Raw genomic sequence first — 20108 nt, forward strand, 5'->3', positions numbered from 1 at the left:
AGCGATTCGCGTCAGGGGTCGGGGGGTGGGGCTTCGTTGGCGGGTGCGGGTCCGGTGGGGGCTGGTCGCGCGGTTCCCCGCGCCCCTAAAGGAAAAAGCACGGGGCCGGACGCGAGCGGACCCGCAGGCCGCCGGGGCGGCTTGCGGGTCCGGGTGGTACGTCGGCGTCCGGCGGTCAGGCCGGGGCGGTGTCCGAAGGAGTGTCGGCGGGGTCGTCGTCGGCCTCGGCGGCGGCTTCGGCCGCTGCCTTGGCTCGTTCGTCCGCCGCGGCGCGGATGGACAGCCAGGCGGACTCCGCCGCCTGCTGCTCCGCTTCCTTCTTGCTGCGGCCGGTGCCGGTGCCGTACGAGACGCCTCCGACGCGGGCGGCAGCGGTGAAGGTCTTCTCGTGGTCGGGGCCGGTCTCCGTGACCAGGTACTCGGGCACGCCGAGCCCCTCGGTCGCGGTGAGCTCCTGGAGACTGGTCTTCCAGTCCAGGCCGGCTCCGAGGTTCGAGGACTTCTCGATCAGCGGGTCGAACAGGCGGTGCACCAACTCCCCCGCCGATTCCAGTCCTTGGTCGAGATAGACCGCACCGATCACCGCTTCTAGGGTGTCGGCGAGGATGGAAGCCTTGTCCCGGCCACCTGTGCCCTCTTCACCACGGCCGAGCCGGATGAAGGAGCCGAGGTCGAGCCCGCGGCCCACCTCCGCCAGCGCACGAGAGTTGACCACCGCGGCCCGCAGCTTGGCCAGTTGGCCTTCGGGCAGGTCGGGGTGGGTGCGGTACAGCGTGTCCGTGACCACGAGGCCGAGCACGGAGTCCCCGAGGAACTCCAGACGCTCGTTGGTCGGCAGACCGCCGTTCTCGTACGCGTACGAACGGTGGGTCAGCGCACGCACCAGAAGGGCGGACTCCAGCTGATAGCCGAGCCGCCCTTCCAGAAGCGTGTGGGACGAGGCTGTGTTCTCCGCCGCCTTCTTCTTGGCGGAGAGCTCCGCCTTGGCGTCATCCGCCTTCTTGGGGCTGGACACAGTGCCTCTCACCAGCCGCTCAGACCTCGAGGACCTGGCGCTTGTTATAGGTGCCACAAGACGGGCACGCGATGTGCTGCAGCTTGGGCTCGTGGCAGCGCTCGCACGACACCAGGTTGGGGACCGCAGCCTTCCACTGCGACCGGCGGTGGCGCGTGTTGCTGCGCGACATCTTCCGCTTCGGAACAGCCACGGCTACTTCTCCTGCTTCTCGTCGACGCCCGGTTCGGCGCCGCTCATCTCGTCCTTCTCGCCATCTTCGAGTGAACCGGCGAGTCCCTGCAGTGCCGCCCAACGGATGTCGACGGCGTCATGGTGGTGGTCCGGGGCGTCAGCGAGCCGTTCTCCGCACTCGGAGCACAGGCCCGGACAGTCGTCCCGGCACACCGGCTGCATCGGCAGTGCGAGCACGACCGCATCACGCAGCACGGGTTCGAGGTCGAACAGACCGTCCTCGATGAAGAGCCTGTCCTCGTCGTCCTCGGCGTCGTCGGCCGGCTCCGCCACAGGGCGGCCCCGGTCGTCGGCGTCAGGGTACGAGAACAACTCCTGGAAGTCCGCTTCGAGATCGAGCTCCAGCGGCTCCAGACACCTTACGCACTCCCCCTTGGCCAGTGCACGGGCGGTGCTTGTGACAAGCACCCCTTCCATGACCGACTCCAGACGGATTTCGAGCTCCACCGGGGCGCCTTCCGGCACTCCGACGACCCCCTTGATACCGAGGTCCTTGGGAGCGTCGACCGAACGCGTCAGGCGCTGCTGCGCACCGGGCCGCCGGCCCAGCTCGTGTGTGTCGAACACGAGGGGGTTGCGGTGGTCGAGGCGGGCGTTCAGAGCCATTTCAACTTTCGGTCTTCGAATACGAACTCGGAGGAGGGGTGCTGCCCCTGTGTTCCGGGCAGCCCACGATCGCGGAGCGTCTTTTGCGGACAGCATGAACGCACGCGCGACCGAAGAGCCAGGATACTGGACCTTTCGCCATCGGCCCAATCCGCTGTCAGCGGCCCTGTTCGTAGCGGCGCAGCTGCTCCGCCGTGATCATGGTGGTGTCGAAGAGGCTGGTCTCGTCGAGGGCATTCGCCTGCGGCTGCGCATACCCCTGGTGCCCCTGGTGCCCCTGGTGCCCTTGCTGATCCTGGTGCCCCTGGGGGGCCTGGCTCGGGTCGTACGACGGCTGCTGCGGGTAGCCGGCCGCGTACGGGTCGGCCTGCTGGTAGCCGTAGGGGTCGGGCGCCTGCTGGGGCTGGGCGTACTGCTGCTGGTAGCCGCCGTACGGATCCTGCTGGTACGCCGTCGTCTGGTACACGTCCTGCTGCTGACCGTACGACTGCTGCTCCGGCACCGCGGGGGACTGCTGCGCGGGGGTTTCCGCGAGGCCAGCCAGGTAGTCGGCGTCGCTGGTGAGCTGCGGGGAGGCGCCGTCGTCGTTCAGGGAGAGGGCGCCGAGGTCGTCGGAGGCGATCCGGCCGTGCAGTTTCTGGCGGCCGCGGCCGACGGCCTCCAGGGTCTTGGCGAGGACCGCCTCGAAGGCACCGAGCTTGGCGTCCACGTAGGCGTCGGCGTCGCGGCGCAGGGTCTCGGGGTCGTGGCTGCGCTCGGGGGCGTCGTCCTCTTCGGGGTCGGCGTATCCCTGCCCGTCGAGGCCGGGGCCGGTGCCGAGCAGCTTCTCGCGGCCGCGGCCGACCGAGCCGAGGGTCTTGGTGAGGACGACCTCGAAGTTGGCGAGCTTGGAGTCGACGTAGTCGTCGGCCTCCGCGCGGACCGCCTCGGCCTCCTGGCGGGCCTCGCCGACGATGCGGTCGGCCTCGTTCTGGGAGCGGCGGGCGACCTCGGTGTCGGAGATCAGGGAGCCGCGCTCGGCGTGCGCGTTCTCGACGATCCGCTCGGCCTCCAGCCGGGCCCGCTCGACCAGGTGCTCACGGTCGCCGATCAGCTCCTGCGCCTGGGCGAGGGAGCCGGGCAGGGCCGCACGCACGTCTTCGAGCAGCGAGAGCAGGTCGGCGCGGTTGACCACGCACGAGGCCGACATGGGCATGCCCCGGGCGCCGGAGACCACCGAGACGATCTCGTCGAGCTTCTTCTGCACGTCCACCGTGTGGTCCACCGTGTGTTCGCCACTCTCTACAGCTGTGTTGGAGACGGTCGGGTCGACTGTACGGCCAGCGGACGACCCCCGTCCCGTCAGTGCTGACTCAGTCCTGCTTCAGCCGCTCGTTCAGCGCTTCGAGGACGAGTGGGGGCACCAGGTGGGCCACGTCGCCGCCCCAGGTGGCGACCTCCTTGACCAGGGAGGACGACAGGAAGCTGTAGGTAGGGTTGGTGGGGACGAAGAGGGTCTCCACGCCGGAGAGACCGATGTTCATCTGGGCCATCTGCAGCTCGTAGTCGAAGTCGCTGACCGCGCGCAGGCCCTTGACGATGGCGGGGATGTCGCGCTGCTTGCAGAAGTCGACGAGCAGTCCGTGGAAGGCCTCGACCCGTACGTTCGCGTACTCGGCGGTGACCTCGCGGATCAGCTCGATCCGCTCCTCCACCTCGAAGAGGCCCCTCTTGGATTTGTTGATCATCACCGCGACGTAGACCTCGTCGTACAGCTTGGAGGCGCGGCCAATGATGTCTAGGTGCCCGTTGGTGATGGGGTCGAACGACCCGGGACAGACGGCACGGCGCACTTGGAATCCCTCGCTCTCCAGTCCGGTCATCGTGCGTCTTCGCACGTAACGGCGGCGCGACCGTACCAAAACGTTCCCTCGCCGTAGCGACGGGCCCTGATCGCCTCGAAACCGGTCGGCCACCGGAATTCGCCGCCTCTGGTGCTGCGCTCCACGGTGACGAGAGCTTCGTCCCGGAGCCAGCCCCCCGCACGGAGTGTGAGCAGGATCTCCCGAAGATCGTCGTCCGAGACGGCGTACGGGGGGTCGAGGAAGACGAGGTCGTACGGCTCGTCCGGTGCCGGGCCCTGGATGATCTGCTCCGCTTTGCCCGACCTCACCTCGGCGCCTGGGAGGGCGAGCGATCGGACGTTGTCGCGGATCGTGCGGGTCGCTCGCGCGTCGGCTTCCACGAGGAGGGTGTGGCCGGCGCCGCGGGAGAGTGCCTCCAGGCCTACGGCGCCGGAGCCGGCGTAGAGGTCGAGGACGCGTTCGCCTTCCAGGGGGCCGCCGAGGAGGGCGTGCCAGGTGGAGAAGAGGCCCTCGCGTGCGCGGTCCGATGTGGGCCGGGTTCCGGTGCCGGGCGGCACCGAGAGGCGTCGTCCGCCGGCTGCGCCGGCGATCACGCGGGTCATCTGGGGTCCTTGTTCGAGGGCGTGGTCACGGATCCAGTTTGGCAGCCGGAGGTGGGGGGTGCTTCTGCCTGGTGGGCGGCCGCAGGTGGGTGCGGGTTGCTCGCGCAGTTCCCTGCCCCCCCAAAAAAAGCAAAAGCCGCGGCGGCGTCCCTACCCCTTGTCCAAGTACTGCTCTCTCTCCTCGTCCAGAAGGGCGTCCAGGGCTGTGCGCAGGCCCGGCAGGTGTTCCAGGTCCGGGTCGTCGGCCACTACCGCGGCCGCTTCCTCCCTGGCCTCCTCGATGATCTCCTCGTCGTCGATGACCGCCAGCATCCGGAGGCTGGTGCGGGCGCCGGACTGGGCCTGGCCGAGGACGTCGCCCTCGCGGCGTTGTTCGAGGTCGATGCGGGAGAGTTCGAAGCCGTCGAGGGTGGAGGCCACGGCGTTGAGGCGCTGGCGGGCCGCGGCGGCCTCGGGCATGTCGGTGACCAGGAGGCAGAGGCCGGGGGCGGAGCCTCGGCCCACGCGGCCGCGGAGCTGGTGGAGCTGGGAGACGCCGAAGCGGTCGGCGTCCATGATCACCATGGCGGTGGCGTTCGGGACGTTGACGCCGACCTCGATGACCGTGGTGGCGACCAGGACGTGGGTCTCGCCGGCGGCGAAGCGGCGCATGACCGCGTCCTTGTCGTCGGGGTGCATACGGCCGTGCAGGACCTCGATCTTCAGGCCCTGGAGGGGGCCCTTGGCGAGTTGGTCGGCGACGGCGAGGACGGCGAGGGGCGGGCGCTTCTCGGCCTCGTCCTCGGGGGACTTCTTCCCGGTCTTCTTCGGGTCGTCCTCCTCGTCGCCGATGCGAGGGCAGACGACGTACGCCTGGTGGCCGTTCTCGACCTCCTCGCGGACGCGTTCCCAGGTGCGGGCGAGGAAGTGGGGCTTGTCGGCGGCGGGGACGACATGGCTGGCGATCGGGGAACGGCCGGCGGGGAGTTGGTCCAGGACCGAGGTCTCCAGGTCGCCGAAGACGGTCATGGCGACGGTGCGCGGGATGGGGGTGGCGGTCATGACGAGGAGGTGGGGCGGCTGCTTGCCCTTGCCGCGCAGGGCGTCGCGTTGTTCCACGCCGAAGCGGTGCTGTTCGTCCACCACGACCAGGCCCAGGTCGTGGAACTGGACCTTGTCCTCGATCAGCGCGTGGGTGCCGATGACGATGCCGGCCTCGCCGGTGACCAGGTCGAGCAGCGCCTGGCGGCGGCCCGCGGCGCCCATCGAGCCGGTGAGGAGCACCACCTTGGTGGCCTGCTCGGCGCCGCCCAGCATGCCGCCCTCGGCCAGCTCGCCCATCATCTCGGTGACCGACCGGTGGTGCTGCTGGGCGAGCACCTCGGTCGGCGCGAGCATCGCGGCCTGACCGCCGGCGTCGACGACGGCGAGCATGGCGCGCAGGGCCACCATGGTTTTCCCGCTGCCGACCTCTCCCTGGAGCAGCCGGTGCATCGGGTGCTCGGTGGCCAGGTCGTCGAAGATCTCCTTGGTGACCTTCAGCTGGCCGTCGGTGAGGGTGAAGGGGAGGCGGGCGTCGAAGGCGGTGAGGAGGCCGTCGGGGGTGGGTCTGCGGGGGACGGCCGGGAGTTGGGCGTCGGCGTGGCGGCGGCGGGCGAGGGCTACCTGGAGGACGAAGGCCTCGTCCCACTTGAGGCGGTCGCGGGCGCCTTCGATGTCCCCCTTGGTGTGCGGGCGGTGGATCTTCAGGAGGGCTTCGGGGAGGGAGACCAGGCCCCTGCCCTCGCGCAATGACTCGGGGAGCGGGTCCACGGCCTCCTGGGCGCTGGGGAGGGCCGTCTGGACCGCCTTGGCGATCTTCCAGGACTCCAGCTTGGCGGTGGCCGGGTAGATCGGGATGAGGGCGCCGGCCCAGGTGTCGACGGTCTCCGTGACGTCGTCGCCGCGCAGGAGTTCGTAGGCCGGGTGGGCGAGTTGGAGGCGGCGGTTGAAGACGGAGACCTTGCCGGCGAAGAGGGCGCGGGTGCCGGGGAGGAGGTCCTTGTGGGGTTTGTGGACGCCCGCGCCGAAGAAGACGAGCTGGAGGCGGCCGCTGCCGTCCGTGATGGTCACTTCGAGGCGCTGGCCCTTGCCCCGGGGTGCCTTGGCGGAGGCGAAGCTGTGCAGGCGGGCGTCGGCGACCTGGGCGACCACCGTGACGTGCTCGTCCATGGGCAGGTCGGCGAGGTGGGTGAGCTGGCCGCGCTCCTCGTATCTGCGGGGATAGTGGTGCAGCAGGTCACCGACGGTGTGCAGGCCGAGGTGCTCGGCCATCACCTTCGCGGTGGCGGCGCCGAGCGTGTTCTTGAGCGGTTCTTCGAGCGCGGGCACGAGATCCATTGCACACCACGGCACTGACATTCCCGTATACGTACGTGAAATCCGCTGGTCAGACGGGTCGTTCGCGCCTAGGATGGCGCACTCCCGGGCCTGTGACAGGCCCGTACCCCATCCCGTCCGCGGTCACCGTCTCGCGGGACCGCCCGACCCCGCCGCCGTCGCCAGAAACCCACCCCACCGGCGCTGCGACGATGGATTCAATGACCTCACAGTCATCCCAGGCATCCCAGACTCCTCAGTCACCCCAGTCACCTCATACGTTCCAGGTCGATCTGCGTGGCCTGGTGGATCTGCTCTCGCACCACCTGTATTCCAGTCCGAAGGTCTACCTGCGCGAGCTGCTGCAGAACGCCGTGGACGCGATCACCGCGCGACGTGCCGAGCAGCCGGACGCGCCCGCCCGGGTGCGGCTGTTCGCCGAGGGCGGCGCGCTGCGGGTGGAGGACTCCGGTATCGGGCTCACCGAGGCGGACGTGCACAATCTGCTCGCCACGATCGGTCGCAGTTCCAAGCGCGACGACGGGATCCAGGAGGTCCGCTCGGACTTCCTGGGGCAGTTCGGCATCGGGCTGCTGGCCTGTTTCGTGGTCGCCGAGCGCATCCGCGTGGTCAGCCGCAGCGCCCGTACGCCGGACGCGCCGCCCGTGGAGTGGACGGCGGCCGACGACGGCTCGTACACCGTGCGGACGCTGCCCGACGAGGCGCGCCCCGAGCCGGGCACGACCGTGCATCTGGTCGCGCGGCCCGGCGCCGCCGACTGGCTCGGCGCCGAGCGGGTGCTGTCCCTGGCGCGGGACTTCGGGGCGCTGCTGCCGTACGACGTCCGGGTGGGCGACGAGGCGGTCACCGATCTGCCGGCGCCCTGGGACCGGGCGTATCCCTCCCCCGCCACCCGTCGGGTGGCGCTGGCCCGGCACTGTCACGACCTGTTCGGGTTCACTCCGCTGGACTCGATCGAGCTGGATGTGCCGCTGGCCGGGATTCGGGGCGTGGCGTACGTCCTGCCGTCGGCCGTCAGTCCGGCCCAGCGGGCGAGCCACCGGGTGCATCTGAAGGGCATGCTGCTCACCGAGCGGGCCGAACAACTGCTGCCGGACTGGGCGTTCTTCGTGCGGTGCGTGCTGGACACGGACAGTCTGCGGCCCACGGCGTCGCGCGAGTCGCTGTACGAGGACGAGACCCTGGCGGCCGTACGGGAGGCGCTGGGCGAACGGATCCGCGGCTGGCTCACCGGGCTCGCCGCCGGTGATCCGGAGCGGCTGGCGGCCTTCCTGTCGGTGCACCACCTGGGGGTGAAGTCGCTGGCGCGGCACGACAAGGAGATGCTGCGCACGATGCTGCCGTGGCTCCCCTTCGAGACGACCGACGGACGGCTGTCCCTGGAGGAGTTCGCGCAGCGGCACCCGGTGGTGCACTTCACGCGGACGGTAGAGGAGTACCGCCAGGTCGCGGCGATCGCCTCCGCGCAGGGCGTCGGGGTGGTCAACGGCGGTTACACGTACGACAGCGAGCTGGTCGAGGCGCTGCCGTCGGTGCGCCCGGGGACGGTGGTCGCGGAGCTGGACGCCGACACGGTGACCGCGCACCTGGACTCGCTGGACCCGGACGAGGAGCTGGCGCTCGCGGGCTTCCTGTCGGCCGCGCGGGCCAGACTCGACTCCCTGGGGTGCGATGTCGTCCTGCGGGCCTTTCACCCGCTGTCCGTGCCGGCGCTGCATCTGGACGACCGGTCCGCCCGGCACGAGCAGGCGCGTGCGGAGGCCGAGGAGCAGGCCGACGACCTGTGGGCGGGCATCCTCGGCTCCCTGCGGGGCAGTGCCCCGCGCGCGCGGCTGGTGCTCAACCATCTCAACCCGTTGATCCGGCGGATCAGTTCCCTGACCGACCGCGAGCTGATCGGCACGGCCACCGAGTCGCTCTACGGGCAGGCCCTGCTGATGGCCCAGCGGCCGCTGAGGCCCGCGGACTCGGCGCTGCTGAACCGCGCTTTCATCGGCCTGCTGGAGTGGGCCACACACACCGAGCCCGGGTCCGGGCCCGCGTCCGGACCCGGCTCCGCGTCCGGACCCGGTTCCGGTTCCGGGGAGGGTGGTCGCGGATGAGCCATGTCATCGACTTCGACGAGCTGCGCCGGGCCATGGCGGAGAACTACGAGCAGCCGGAGGGTCCCGCCCGCAACGCGCGCGCGGAGCGGCTGCTCGCGGAGGCCGAGAAGCTGGACATCCCGCTCGCCGTGATCGAGGCGCTCGGGCATCAGCTGAAGGTCTACAACTACAGCTCCGAGAAGGACAAGATGTTCGTCCCCTTCGCGCGCCTGCTGCGCATGTGGGACGAACACCCCGAGAACTTCGACGAGTACGAGATCCACTCCCTGCACTGGGTGTTCAAGTGGATGTCGGCCGGCATGCTGAACCAGCCGCACATCCCGCTCGCCTCCGTCGAGAAGTGGCTCGGCGAGATGGAGCACCGCTACCGGCTCGCCGGACACTCGGAACGGGCCGTGCGCAGCGCCGAGTTCAGCGTGGCCACCCACGTCGGGGATCTGGTGCGGGCCGAGCGGGCGTACGGGGCCTGGCTCGCGGCCGACCGGGACACGATGGCCGACTGCCTCGCGTGCGAGCTGCACGGCCAGGGCTGGTGGCGGGCACGGCAGCTCCGGGACACCGAGGCGCTGGAGCTGTGGACGCCGGTCCTGGAGGGCGAGTACACGTGCGCCCACGAGCCCCACACCGTGCTGGCGTCCTCCCTGGTGCCGCTGCTGCGGCTGGGGCGCCCCGACGAGGCCCGTGCGCACCATCTGCGCGGTTTCCGGCTGGTGCGGGCCATGGAGAGCATGCGGGGCGCGTACGCGGACCATGTGGAGTTCTGTGCCCTGACCGGCAACGAGGCGCGCGGCCTGGAGCTGCTGGCCGAGCGTCCGGCGTACTTCACGGACTCCGGGGACCCGCGCAGCAAGCTGGACTTCATGAGCGTGGTGGCCCTGCTCATGGGCCGTCTCACGACGCTCGGGTTCGGAAATCAAACTGCCCCCGGTCCCACGGGCCGTACCTGGACCGCTCGCGAACTGGCCTCCCACGCGCGCGAGGAGGCCCTTTCGCTGGCCGCGCTCTTCGACGAGCGCAACGGCACGGCGTACGTCGGCACGAGCGCCCGGCAGCGGATGGACCAGCCGCCGCTGCTGGACCGCCTGCCGCTGGGGGTTCGCGCTGCGCGAACCGTCGTGCCGGTGCCGGCGCCGCGGCGGCCCGCCGCCGTGGAGCGGACGGGGTCCGAGGCGGACCCGGCCCCGGACGACCTGCCCGCCCTCCTCGCCGAGGCGCGCCGGCTCTCCGGCTCCCTGCACCCCGACTCGGTCGGGGCCTGGGCCGCGGTGGCGCGTGCCGCCGAAGCCGGGGGTGCGGAGCTGGCTGCCGGGGACCACGCGGAGATCGTCGACCACGAGGCGATCGGCCTCGGTCCTGAGGGCCGCACCCGCTTCGAACGCGCGGCCGAGCTGTACGAGGAGGCCGGCGACCCGGGCGAGGCGCTGGCGGCACGCGCGCGCGGGGCGAACGTCCACGCCCTGACGGGCCGGCCCGAGGAGGCCCTGGAGCTGATCTCCGAGCCGTACGAGCAGATCCTCGCCCTCTGGGCCGCCGGCGGGACCGGCGCACGGCAGACGGCGTCCGTGCTGGTGGGGCGGGCACGGATTCTCGTGCAGCGGCTGCACGAGACGGAGGACGCCGCCTCGGCGGGCCTCGCCGAGGCCGCCATACGGGAGCTGGCTGCATTCTGTGCGTGCGCTGAGCCGCGTCGCGCGAAGGACGTACAGCTGGCCTCGCGGGCCGCCGAGGCGCGGGCGATGCTCGGGGAGCTGGCCGCGCACGGCGGGGACGCAGCGGCCGCCGCCGAGCTGTTCGCGGAGGCCGCGGAGCGGTATGTGACGGCCGGGCTGCCGTGGTTCGCGGTGCAGTACGAGGCGCGGCTCGCCGGGGTCGCGCAGCACCTCGGGGACCTGGCGACGGCCGAACGGGCCGCCCGTGCGGCGCTGGAGCACGGCGGGACGGATCTGGAGCCGGTGGGCCACGCCCAGCTGCACCTCCAGCTGGCCGAGCTGCTCGGCGCCACCGAGCGGGCCGAACCGGCCGCGGAGCACGCCCTGGAGGCGGCGCACTGGGCCGACGAGGCGGGCGAGGGCCCGACCCTCGGCGCCTGGGCCCGGCATCTCCTCGGCGGGCTCCTGCTGCGGCAGGGGCGGTGGGCGGAAGCCGCCGAGATACTGGAGTCCGCGTTGCCGGACCTCACGGCCGAGACGCACGGTGACGGGGCCGTCGCCCAGACCCTGTGGTGGCTCGGCGACTGCCACACCGAGCTGGGTGAGCACCGTGAGGCCGCCGAACGGTGGCTGCGGGCCGCCGACATCGCCCGGCACTGGCCCGAGCAGCGCGACCACGCCATGCTCGCGCATCTCGCCGCCGAGGGGCTCGCCCGGGCCGGGCTGCCCGCCGATGCCGATCGGGCGTACGCGCGCGCGGTCGACCTCTGGGGTGAGCTCGGGAACGTGCACGGGTATGTGCGGGCGTTGCGGGCGCGGGCCTGGTACGCGGCGCAGGAGCGCTCGGATCTCGACGGGGCGCGGGAGCTGATGGACGACGCGGTGGTCGGGTGTGAGGCCGCGCTCTCCGACGTGAGCGGTGAGGAGAACCGGCGGCGCGTCGTCGCGGAGCTGGGCGACACGTACCGGCAGTTCGGGGATCTGCTCGCTCGGTCGGTGGACACCGACGCCGCCGCCGACGCCGACGCCGACACGAAACTCCCGGCGTTTCGTGGAGTGTTCGAGGAGGCGCTCGCTCTTGTCGAGCGCGCGGTCTCGGTGTACGCGTCCCTCGGGGGTGACTTCGTCGACGCCCGTACGGGCGCGGAGCTTGCGGCGGGGTGGCTGGAGGCCGATCTCCGGCGGGGCGCTGAGGCGGTGGGGCGGGCTCGGGAGGTGTTGTCCGCGGTGGCCCTCCGGGACGACGAGGTTGCTGTGGCTCGGCGGGTGGAGGCGGAGAGGATGTTGGGAGTGATGGGAGAGGGCTGAGCGGGGGTGCCCCAGGGTTTTCGCCCCCCGCCGCCCCTACCCGTCCCATCCCCGGGGCTCCGCCCCGGACCCCGCTCCTCAAACGCCGGAGGGGCTGAAATCGACTCAAACGTCGGAGGGGCTGAAATTGGCGAATTAGCCCTCACTCCACCCCGATCAGCAACAACGCCCCCTGCCCTCCGCCCCGATACACCACCATGTCCACCGCCAGATACGACTCCCGCACCCGGGTCTCCACATGGTCCACCACACCGACGGGGGCCTCGTCGCCCAGGACCAGGGTGACCATTTCGCCGCCGGCGGCCAGCATCCGGTCGACCACCGCGGCCGCCGCCGCGGTGACGTCGTCGCCGATGACGGCGACGTCGCCGTCGATGAGGCCGAGGACGTCACCGGCCTGGCAGATGCCGGCCATGGTCCAGGACTGGCGCTCGGCGATGACGACCTCGGCGTAGCGGGTGGCGCCGGCGGCGGAGGTCATGGAGACGACGTCCTCGTCGAAGCGGCGGTCGGGCTCGTGGACGGCGAGGGCGGCGATGCCCTGAACGGCCGAGCGAGTGGGGATGAGGGCGACCCGGACGCCCTCCGCGCGGGCCTGCTCCGCCGCGGCGGCGGCCGTGTGGCGCAGGTCGGCGTCGTTGGGCAGCAGCACGACCTCGCGCGCGTGGGCACGCCGTACGGCCTCGATCAGTTCCCCGCTGGCGGGCGGCTCGCCGGGGCGGGCCAGGACGGTGGTCGCGCCGGCCTCGGTGTACAGCCCGGCCAGCCCCTCCCCCGGCACGACGGCCACGACGGCCCGCTGGGCGCGCTCGCGCGGCTGCCGCCCGGCCGCAGAGGTCATGTGCGCGTCCTCGGCCCCGAAGTGCGTGATCCGGATCCGGTACGGCCGCCCGGCCTCGACCCCGGCCTCCACGGCGGCCCCGGCGTCGTCGACGTGCACATGGACGTTCCAGAGGCCGTCCCCGCCGACCACGACCAGCGAGTCACCCAGGCCGTCGAGGCGCTCCCTGAGCCGGGCCACGGCCGTGTCGTCCGCCTCCAGGAGGTAGATCACCTCGAAGGCGGGCCCGCCCGCCTCGGGCCGGTCGTCCGCGCACGGCTCGGGTACGGCGCAGGCGGCCGGCCGGCCGGAGGCCACCGCCCTCGGCGCCTCGCCCGTGAACGTCTCCACCAGCGCCGCCAGCACGGCCACCAGGCCCCGCCCGCCCGCGTCCACGACGCCCGCGCGGGCCAGGGCGGCCAGCTGGCCGGGGGTCGCCGCCAGGGCCGTACCGGCGCCCTCGTAGGCGGCGCGGGCGACCGAGCCGCAGTCACCCTCGGTGCCGGTGGCCGCGTCGGCCGCCGCGGAGGCGACGGTGAGGACGGTGCCCTCGACGGGGTGGGCGACGGCGTCGCGGGCGGAATCGGCAGCGTGCCGGAGGGCGAGGCCGAGGCCCCGGCCGTCGGTGTGAGCCGCCTCACTGTCGTCGGCGAGCACCTGGGCCATGCCTCGCAGGAGCTGGGCGAGGATCGTCCCCGAGTTGCCCCGGGCCCCTATCAGCGCGCCGTGCGCCATGGCCCGCGCGGCCTCGGCGAGCGTGGGCCCGCCCGCACCGCCGGCCGGGGGTGTCGTGTCCCCGGCCTCGTGACCCGCGAACACCGCCTCGACGGCCGCCGCCGCCGACTCCATCGTCAGGTAGAGGTTCGTGCCGGTGTCGCCGTCGGCCACCGGATACACGTTGATGGCGTCGATCTCCTCGCGCGCGCGTCCCAGCGCCGCCAGCGCGAGCCCGCACCAGGTGCGCACCGCGAGAGCATCGAAGAATGTCTGCGGCACCTGCGGCACCTGCGCCTCCTTGAGCGGCTTGGCTGTCGTACGGGCGGTGGGTACGTGGGGTGGGTACCCGTGGCATCAGGTGGGACGCCGCACGTCGCACGCAGCGTAGACCCGAGGTGGTGACCGCCGGTAAGAAGGCAGGGGCGAGGGCCGGGACGAGCCTCGGACCAGCCATGGTAGTTTCGTTGTACCGACGCAGTCGTTGTATGCTGCTCCGGTTGTCCGATCCGGATCGACGATCCAGACCGGACCTTCCCCCCGGCAATGCCACTCGGATTCCAGATCCTGGGATCGTGATCCCGGCATGCCGGGATCAACCGTAAGAGCATCTGAAGTCTTTGGAGTGACCCGTGGCTGCCAACTGCGACGTCTGCGGCAAGGGGCCGGGCTTCGGCAACAACATCTCGCACTCGCACCGCCGTACGTCCCGTCGCTGGAACCCGAACATCCAGCGCGTGCGTACCGTGGTCAGTGGGACGCCGAAGCGCGTGAACGCCTGCACCTCGTGCATCAAGGCCGGCAAGGTCTCGCGCTGACGCTCAGCCAGCGCGCGGCCACTGCTGGTTCGCTGCTCAGAGCCGGTCCACCGTAGGGTGGGCCGGCTTTTTGCCATGCCCGGAACCGGGATGTACCGGCTGCTCGCCTCCGTCCCCCGGCGGCCCTCTCCAAGCGGATCACCGAGAAGTCGGCGACGAACTTCAAACCGCCGGAACACTCCGTGTGAGAGCCCACCCGTGGTCCACGGGCCCGATCCCCCCGCCGAGCGCGAACCCGGCGGCGATCGCCCCGGTGACGTACTCCTTGGCCGCCGTCACGGCCTCCGGTACGGTCCGCCCCTTCGCCAGCTGCGACGCGATCGCGGAGGCGAGGGTGCAGCCCGTGCCGTGGGTGTGCCGGTTGTCGTACCTGGGCGCCCGCAGCCAGTGCTCCTCGGCCCCGTCGGTGAGCAGGTCCACGGCGTCACCCGACAGATGCCCGCCCTTGATCAGGGCCCACCGCGGCCCGTACGCCAGCACGGCCGCGGCGGCCTCGCGCATCCCGGCCTCCGACTCGACCCGTACGCCGACGAGTTGGGCGACCTCGTCGAGGTTCGGGGTGGCCACGGTCGCCACCGGGAGCAGTCGCGTGCGGACGGAGTCCAGTGCGGAGGCGGCGAGGAGGGGGTCGCCGTGCTTGGAGACGCCGACCGGGTCGACGACGACCGGCACGTCCGTGGCGCCTAGCAACTCGGCGACTGCCTCCACGAGTCCGGCGGAGGCGAGCATGCCGGTCTTGACCGCCTGGACGCCGATGTCGTCGACGACGCTGCGGTACTGGGCGCGTACGGCCTCCACCGGAAGCTCCCAAGCGCCCTGCACACCGAGGGAGTTCTGCGCGGTGACGGCCGTGACGACGCTCATGCCGTGCACACCGAGCGCCAGCATCGTCTTCAGGTCGGCCTGGATGCCGGCCCCGCCACCGGAGTCGGAGCCCGCGACCGTCACAACCCTGGGGAGGTTCATGACTCGATGTCCCCGAAGTGGTCCCAGCCGCCCTTGCTCGTCCAGGGCGCCCCGTCCACGGTCACCTGGGGCAGCGCGGAGGGGTTGAGGACCTCGCCGATCACCTTCCACCGGGCGGGCAGCTTCACGTCCGGCGGGAAGGTCGCCACGATCGCGTGGTCCTCGCCGCCGGTCAGCACCCACTGGATCGGGTCGACGCCGACGGCCTGCCCGATGTCGTTCATCTGGGAAGGGATGTCGATCGCACCGGAGCGGATGTCGATCCGGCACTTGCTCGCCTCCGCGATGTGCCCCAGGTCCGCGATCAGCCCGTCGCTGACATCGCACATCGCGGTCGCGCCCAGCTCGGCGGCCGCGGGGCCGGCGTGGTACGGCGGCTCCGGGCGACGATGGGCCTCCACGAAGGCGCGCGGCGAGCGGAACCCCCGGGAGAGCACCGCGTGCCCGGCGGCGGACCACCCGAGCCAGCCGGTGACGGCCACGACATCGCCGGGCTGGGCGCCGCCCCTGATCACGGGCTCGTGGTTGCGCAGATCACCGAGCGCGGTGATCGAGATCATGATGGTGTCGCCGCGTACGACGTCACCGCCCACCACGGCCGCGCCGGCCACCTGGCACTCGTCGCGCAGGCCGTCCATCAGCTCGGTGGCCCAGGTCACCGGGAGTTCGACGGGCGCGACCAGGCCGAGGAGCAGTGCGGTGGGGACGGCGCCCATGGCGGCGATGTCCGCGAGGTTCTGCGCGGCCGCCTTGCGCCCGACGTCGTACGCCGTGGACCAGTCACGGCGGAAGTGCCGTCCCTCCAGGAGCAGGTCGGTGCTCGCCACGACCCGGCGGTCCGGCGCGGCCACCACGGCGGCGTCGTCGCCGGGGCCGACCCGGACCGCCGGGGTGGTGGTGAGCCGGGAGGTGAGCTCCCTGATGAGCCCGAACTCCCCCAGCTCTCCCACGGTGCCCTTCATCGTCGTATCGCCCCTTCGTGTGCCGCTTCCAGTGTCGCTCGCGCCCGGTCGCGGGCCGTTCTCGTCCTCGGTACGGTCGAGTCGACCGTCAATTTCCGTCGTGCCCGCATCCCGGTGTGTGCGGCGCGGCCTCCATGGGTCTCCCCCTGGCGCCTGACGACGCGATACCGTGGCGTTCCTTTTCCCGACATGATCCACATGATCCTCGTGGCCGCCCTGGAGGTTCCGTGGTACAGGCGTACATCCTGATCCAGACAGAGGTCGGCAAAGCGTCGACCGTCGCCGACTCGATCAGCAAGATCCCTGGGGTCGTCCAGGCCGAGGACGTGACGGGTCCGTACGACGTCATCGTGCGCGCGCAGGCCGACACCGTCGACGACCTCGGCCGACTGGTGGTCGCGAAGGTCCAGCAAGTGGACGGCATCACCCGTACCCTGACCTGCCCGGTCGTTCACCTGTAGCCCCCGTCTACCCTTGGCCGGTGAACTCCTCGCGTCACCGGCGCCCCGCTCGCTTCGGGCTGCCCGTCCTGGCCCTGTCGTTGATCGCCGTCGCGGGCTGCTCCTCAGCAGACGACGGCGGCTCGGCGGTGGTTCCCAGCGCTGGGGCCGCCGCCGTGAAACTGTGCCGGAACCTGGACGAGGTGTTGCCGCGCGAGGTGGACGGTCTCAGCCGCCAGGATCCGCAGCCGGCCTCCGAGCTGACGGCGGGCTGGGGCGACGCGGTGATCATACTGCGCTGTGGTGTGCCCCAGCCGCCGAAGATGATCGACCCCGGGGTGGCTGAGGGGCGCGATGCCGATGCCGTGGCCGGGGCCGTCGACGGGGTCGACTGGCTGATGGAGAAGCGGGACGACGGGTCGTACCGCTTCACCACGGCGAATCGCTCCGCGTATGTGGAGGTGTCGGTGTCCGCGGAGAGGGCCGGGGAGGACACCTCCCCGATCCTGGTGGGGCTGGCACCTGCGATCAAGAAGGCGGTTCCTGAGGGGGTTGCCTCCTGAGGGGGTGCCTCAGGAGGCCGTCGAGAGGCAGCGACGCCGTCGTGGCTGGACGCGTCTCAGCGCAGGCCCGTCGAACGGTGCAGCGCCGCCTGGATCAGGCGGTCCACCAGCTCCGCGTACTCGATCCCGCTGGCCTGCCACATCGCCGGGTACATCGAGATCGGCGTGAATCCGGGCAGCGTGTTGATCTCGTTGATGACGAAGTCGCCCTCCTCCGTGAGGAAGAAGTCCGCCCGGACCAGCCCCTCGCAGGACGCCGCGTCGAAGGCGTCGACCGCGAGCCGCTGGACCTCGGCGGTCTCCTGCGGGGTGAGCGGGGCCGGCACGATCCCTGGGGTCGAGTCGATGTACTTGGCCTCGAAGTCGTAGTACGCGTGGGTCTCGGGCGGCGGGATCTCGGCCGGTACGGAGGCGCGCGGGCCGTCCTCGAACTCCAGGACTCCGCACTCGATCTCACGGCCGCGCAGGGCCGCCTCGACGAGGATCTTCGGGTCGTGGCGCTGGGCCTCGGCGATCGCCTCGTCGAGGCCGGCGAGGTCGTCGACCTTGGTGATGCCGATCGAGGAGCCCGCACGTGCGGGCTTCACGAAGAGGGGCCAGCCGTGCTCGCCCCCGAAATCGACGATCTTCTTGCGGGCGGCGGACTCGTCCCGCTCCCACTCCCGCGGCCGGATCACCACGTACGGGCCGACCTTGAGCCCGAAGGAGGTGAACACCCGCTTCATGTACTCCTTGTCCTGGCCGACGGCCGAGGCGAGGACGCCCGAGCCGACGTACGGGACGCCGGAGAGTTCCAGCATGCCCTGGAGGGTGCCGTCCTCGCCGTACGGGCCGTGCAGGACGGGGAAGACGACGTCGACCTCGCCGAGCGCCTTGGGCACCGAACCGGGCTCGCTGTAGACGACTTCGCGGTTGGCGGGGTCGACGGGGAGCACCACGGCGCCCTCCCGCGAATCGGTGAGTTCCTCGACGCTCGGCGTGCGGCGCTCGGTGATCGCCATCCGCTCCGGTTCGTCGGCGGTGAGCGCCCAACGGCCGTCCCTGGTGATGCCGATCGGCAGGACGTCGTACTTCGTCCGGTCGATGGCGCGCAGGACGGCGCCGGCCGTGACCACGGAGATCCCGTGTTCCGAGCTGCGGCCGCCGAAGACGACGGCCACGCGCGGCTTACGGGGCGGCTGCTCAGGGCTCTGGGGGAGGTTCTCGGTGCTCATATCGCGTTGAGGGTACCCGTTGGTAGGGCGCCAGTCAGTGCCCATACGGTCGCTTTCGCTCAGCGTCGCTCGGGCTTGGCGCTGCGCGACATCAGCTCCTTGAGGGCGACGACGGGCGGCTTGCCCTCGTGGACGATGTCGACGACCGTCTCGGTGATGGGCGTGTCGACGCCGTGCCGGCGCGCCAAGTCCAGCACGGACTCACAGGACTTGACGCCCTCGGCGGTCTGCTTGGTGACCGCGATGGTCTCCTGCAGGGTCATGCCCCTGCCGAGGTTGGTGCCGAAGGTGTGGTTGCGGGAGAGCGGCGAGGAGCAGGTCGCCACCAGGTCGCCCAGGCCCGCGAGTCCGGCGAAGGTGAGCGGGTCGGCGCCCATCGCGAGGCCCAGGCGGGTCGTCTCGGCGAGACCGCGCGTGATGAGCGACCCCTTGGCGTTGTCGCCGAGGCCCATGCCGTCCGCGATACCGACGGCGAGACCGATGACGTTCTTCACCGCGCCGCCCAGCTCGCAGCCGACGACGTCGGTGTTGGTGTACGGGCGGAAGTACGGGTTGTGGCAGGCGGCCTGGAGCCGCTGGGCGACGGCCTCGTCGGTGCAGGCGACGACAGAGGCGGCCGGCATACGGGAGGCGATCTCGCGTGCCAGGTTGGGCCCGGTGACGACGGCGATGCGGTCCTGGCCGACCTTGGCGACGTCCTCCATGACCTCGCTCATCCGCATGGTCGTACCGAGTTCGACGCCCTTCATCAGGGAGACGAGCACGGTGTCCGGAGCCAGCAGCGGCGTCCACTCGGCGAGGTTGGCGCGCAGGGTCTGGGAGGGCACGGACAGGACCGTGTAGTCGGCACCCGCGGCGGCTTCTGCGGGGTCCGTCGTGGCGCGCAGATTCTCCGGGAGCTGGATGCCGGGGAAGTAGTCGGGATTCGTCCGGGTGGAGTTGATGGCCTGAGCCACCTCCGGGCGACGCGCCCACAGGGTGACCTCGCACCCCGCGTCGGCGAGCACCATGCCGAAGGCCGTGCCCCATGAACCGGCGCTGAAGACGGCCGCCTTGACCGGCTTGCTCACTTGCCCTGCCCCTCATCCTGATGTTCCGGTGCCCGCTGGACCGTGTGGTGTTCGGGCAGGTGATTCTCGACGACCGCCCGGGCGGTCCTGCGCCGCTGTTCGATGCGCTCCACCTTGGGGTCGTACGGCGTCTCGGGCGCCTTCTCGCCGCGGATCTCCTCCAGCTGGCGGGTGATGGCGGCCATGATGGCCTCCGTCGCGTCCTTCAACAGGTCGGGGGTCATGTCCTGGCCGTAGAAGTGCGAGAGGTCTACGGGCGGGCCCGCGAGCACGTGGTGGGTCTTGCGCGGCAGGAAGCTGGGCTTCCTGCCGTACGGCGGGAGCACTTCGTTGGCGCCCCACTGGGCGACCGGGATCACCGGGCACCTGGTCTGCAGGGCGACCCGCGCGGCTCCGGTCTTGCCGGTCATGGGCCAGGCGCCCGGGTCGCGGGTGAGGGTGCCCTCGGGATAGAAGACGACGCATTCGCCGCGTTCCACGGCGTCGATCGCGGCCCGGAAGGCGCTCAGCGCGTCGGTGCTCTCGCGGTATACCGGGATCTGTCCGGTGCCGCGCATCACGGCACCGACGAATCCATTCCGGAAAAGACTGCTCTTCGCGAGGAATCGCGGAACGCGGCCGCTGTTGTACTGAAAGTGCCCGTACGCGAAGGGGTCCACATGCGAATTGTGGTTCACCGTGGTGATAAATCCGCCGTCAGCCGGAATGTTCTCCATTCCACGCCAGTCCCGCTTGATCAGAACCACCAGCGGCGGTTTGCACAGGACCGCTGCGAAGCGGTACCAGAAGCCGATTCTGCGGCGGGACACTCGGACACCTT

Annotated in this window: 18 protein-coding genes; 5 read left to right on the forward strand and 13 right to left on the reverse strand. The window is 71.4% G+C overall.

Going from position 1 to position 20108, the window contains the following annotated elements; genetic code table 11:
- Window positions 1-175: 175 nt before the first annotated feature.
- From rnc to recG, 7 genes are all read right to left on the reverse strand, one after another.
- Window positions 176-1027: a ribonuclease III gene (gene rnc / locus I8N67_RS10885; RefSeq protein ID WP_200302572.1), complete on the reverse strand. Its 852-nt coding sequence runs from the start codon at window positions 1025-1027 to the stop codon at window positions 176-178.
- Between the two features lie 7 nt (window positions 1028-1034).
- Entirely contained in the window at window positions 1035-1208 is a 174-nt protein-coding gene (gene rpmF / locus I8N67_RS10890) for a 50S ribosomal protein L32 (protein ID WP_086771257.1), read from the reverse strand.
- 2 nt (window positions 1209-1210) lie between these two features.
- On the reverse strand, window positions 1211-1855 hold the full coding sequence (locus tag I8N67_RS10895) for a YceD family protein (protein ID WP_200302574.1): 645 nt from the start codon (window positions 1853-1855) through the stop codon (window positions 1211-1213).
- A gap of 157 nt (window positions 1856-2012) precedes the next feature.
- On the reverse strand, window positions 2013-3107 hold the full coding sequence (locus I8N67_RS10900; RefSeq protein WP_200302694.1) for an ATP synthase subunit B family protein: 1095 nt from the start codon (window positions 3105-3107) through the stop codon (window positions 2013-2015).
- 100 nt (window positions 3108-3207) lie between these two features.
- A complete protein-coding gene (coaD, locus tag I8N67_RS10905) occupies window positions 3208-3687 on the reverse strand; it encodes a pantetheine-phosphate adenylyltransferase (protein WP_200302696.1) in 480 nt (159 codons plus the stop codon).
- A 26-nt stretch (window positions 3688-3713) separates the two neighbouring features.
- A complete protein-coding gene (gene rsmD / locus I8N67_RS10910) occupies window positions 3714-4301 on the reverse strand; it encodes a 16S rRNA (guanine(966)-N(2))-methyltransferase RsmD (RefSeq protein WP_200302576.1) in 588 nt (195 codons plus the stop codon).
- A gap of 150 nt (window positions 4302-4451) precedes the next feature.
- Window positions 4452-6659 carry an ATP-dependent DNA helicase RecG gene (recG, locus tag I8N67_RS10915; protein WP_200302578.1) on the reverse strand — a complete coding sequence of 736 codons (2208 nt, stop codon included), beginning with the start codon at window positions 6657-6659 and terminating at the stop codon, window positions 4452-4454.
- Window positions 6660-6850: 191 nt separating this feature from the next.
- Here recG and I8N67_RS10920 point away from each other — a divergent pair, with 191 nt between their 5' ends.
- Entirely contained in the window at window positions 6851-8761 is a 1911-nt protein-coding gene (locus tag I8N67_RS10920; RefSeq protein WP_200302580.1) for an HSP90 family protein, read from the forward strand.
- Window positions 8758-11721, forward strand: a complete 2964-nt coding sequence (locus I8N67_RS10925; protein WP_200302582.1) for a tetratricopeptide repeat protein — start codon at window positions 8758-8760, stop codon at window positions 11719-11721. Before I8N67_RS10920 ends, I8N67_RS10925 begins: the two co-directional genes overlap by 4 nt.
- A 142-nt stretch (window positions 11722-11863) precedes the next feature.
- Here I8N67_RS10925 and I8N67_RS10930 read toward each other — a convergent pair whose 3' ends face one another.
- Window positions 11864-13546 (reverse strand): DAK2 domain-containing protein, encoded by a 1683-nt coding sequence (locus I8N67_RS10930; RefSeq protein ID WP_200302584.1) that lies wholly within the window; start codon window positions 13544-13546, stop codon window positions 11864-11866.
- Between the two features lie 341 nt (window positions 13547-13887).
- Between I8N67_RS10930 and rpmB the strand changes: the two genes are divergently transcribed.
- Window positions 13888-14073 carry a 50S ribosomal protein L28 gene (rpmB, locus tag I8N67_RS10935; RefSeq protein WP_003973430.1) on the forward strand — a complete coding sequence of 62 codons (186 nt, stop codon included), beginning with the start codon at window positions 13888-13890 and terminating at the stop codon, window positions 14071-14073.
- Window positions 14074-14235: 162 nt separating this feature from the next.
- On the opposite strand, the gene thiD is transcribed toward rpmB, so the two are convergent.
- Window positions 14236-15039, reverse strand: a complete 804-nt coding sequence (gene thiD, locus I8N67_RS10940) for a bifunctional hydroxymethylpyrimidine kinase/phosphomethylpyrimidine kinase (RefSeq protein ID WP_200302586.1) — start codon at window positions 15037-15039, stop codon at window positions 14236-14238.
- Window positions 15036-16001, reverse strand: coding sequence for a thiamine-phosphate kinase (locus I8N67_RS10945; protein ID WP_200302588.1), 966 nt, complete (start codon window positions 15999-16001; stop codon window positions 15036-15038). The genes thiD and I8N67_RS10945 overlap by 4 nt, the downstream gene beginning before the upstream one ends.
- Window positions 16002-16228: 227 nt before the next feature.
- Here I8N67_RS10945 and I8N67_RS10950 point away from each other — a divergent pair, with 227 nt between their 5' ends.
- Both I8N67_RS10950 and I8N67_RS10955 read left to right on the forward strand, forming a co-directional pair.
- Complete coding sequence (locus I8N67_RS10950) at window positions 16229-16462, forward strand: Lrp/AsnC family transcriptional regulator (protein ID WP_200302589.1); 234 nt, start codon at window positions 16229-16231, stop codon at window positions 16460-16462.
- Between the two features lie 20 nt (window positions 16463-16482).
- A complete protein-coding gene (locus tag I8N67_RS10955; protein WP_200302590.1) occupies window positions 16483-17004 on the forward strand; it encodes a DUF3515 family protein in 522 nt (173 codons plus the stop codon).
- 56 nt (window positions 17005-17060) lie between these two features.
- On the opposite strand, the gene I8N67_RS10960 is transcribed toward I8N67_RS10955, so the two are convergent.
- From I8N67_RS10960 to I8N67_RS10970, 3 genes are read right to left on the reverse strand one after another with little or no spacing between them, the layout of a single operon-like run.
- Window positions 17061-18218, reverse strand: coding sequence for a D-alanine--D-alanine ligase family protein (locus I8N67_RS10960; protein WP_200302591.1), 1158 nt, complete (start codon window positions 18216-18218; stop codon window positions 17061-17063).
- A gap of 59 nt (window positions 18219-18277) precedes the next feature.
- Window positions 18278-19288 carry an NAD(P)H-dependent glycerol-3-phosphate dehydrogenase gene (locus tag I8N67_RS10965; protein ID WP_200302592.1) on the reverse strand — a complete coding sequence of 337 codons (1011 nt, stop codon included), beginning with the start codon at window positions 19286-19288 and terminating at the stop codon, window positions 18278-18280.
- Complete coding sequence (locus I8N67_RS10970; protein WP_200302593.1) at window positions 19285-20097, reverse strand: lysophospholipid acyltransferase family protein; 813 nt, start codon at window positions 20095-20097, stop codon at window positions 19285-19287. The genes I8N67_RS10965 and I8N67_RS10970 overlap by 4 nt, the downstream gene beginning before the upstream one ends.
- Window positions 20098-20108 lie beyond the last annotated feature (11 nt).

Origin of the sequence: Streptomyces adelaidensis, assembly GCF_016598475.1 — a bacterium.
Classification (GTDB): domain Bacteria; phylum Actinomycetota; class Actinomycetes; order Streptomycetales; family Streptomycetaceae; genus Streptomyces; species Streptomyces adelaidensis.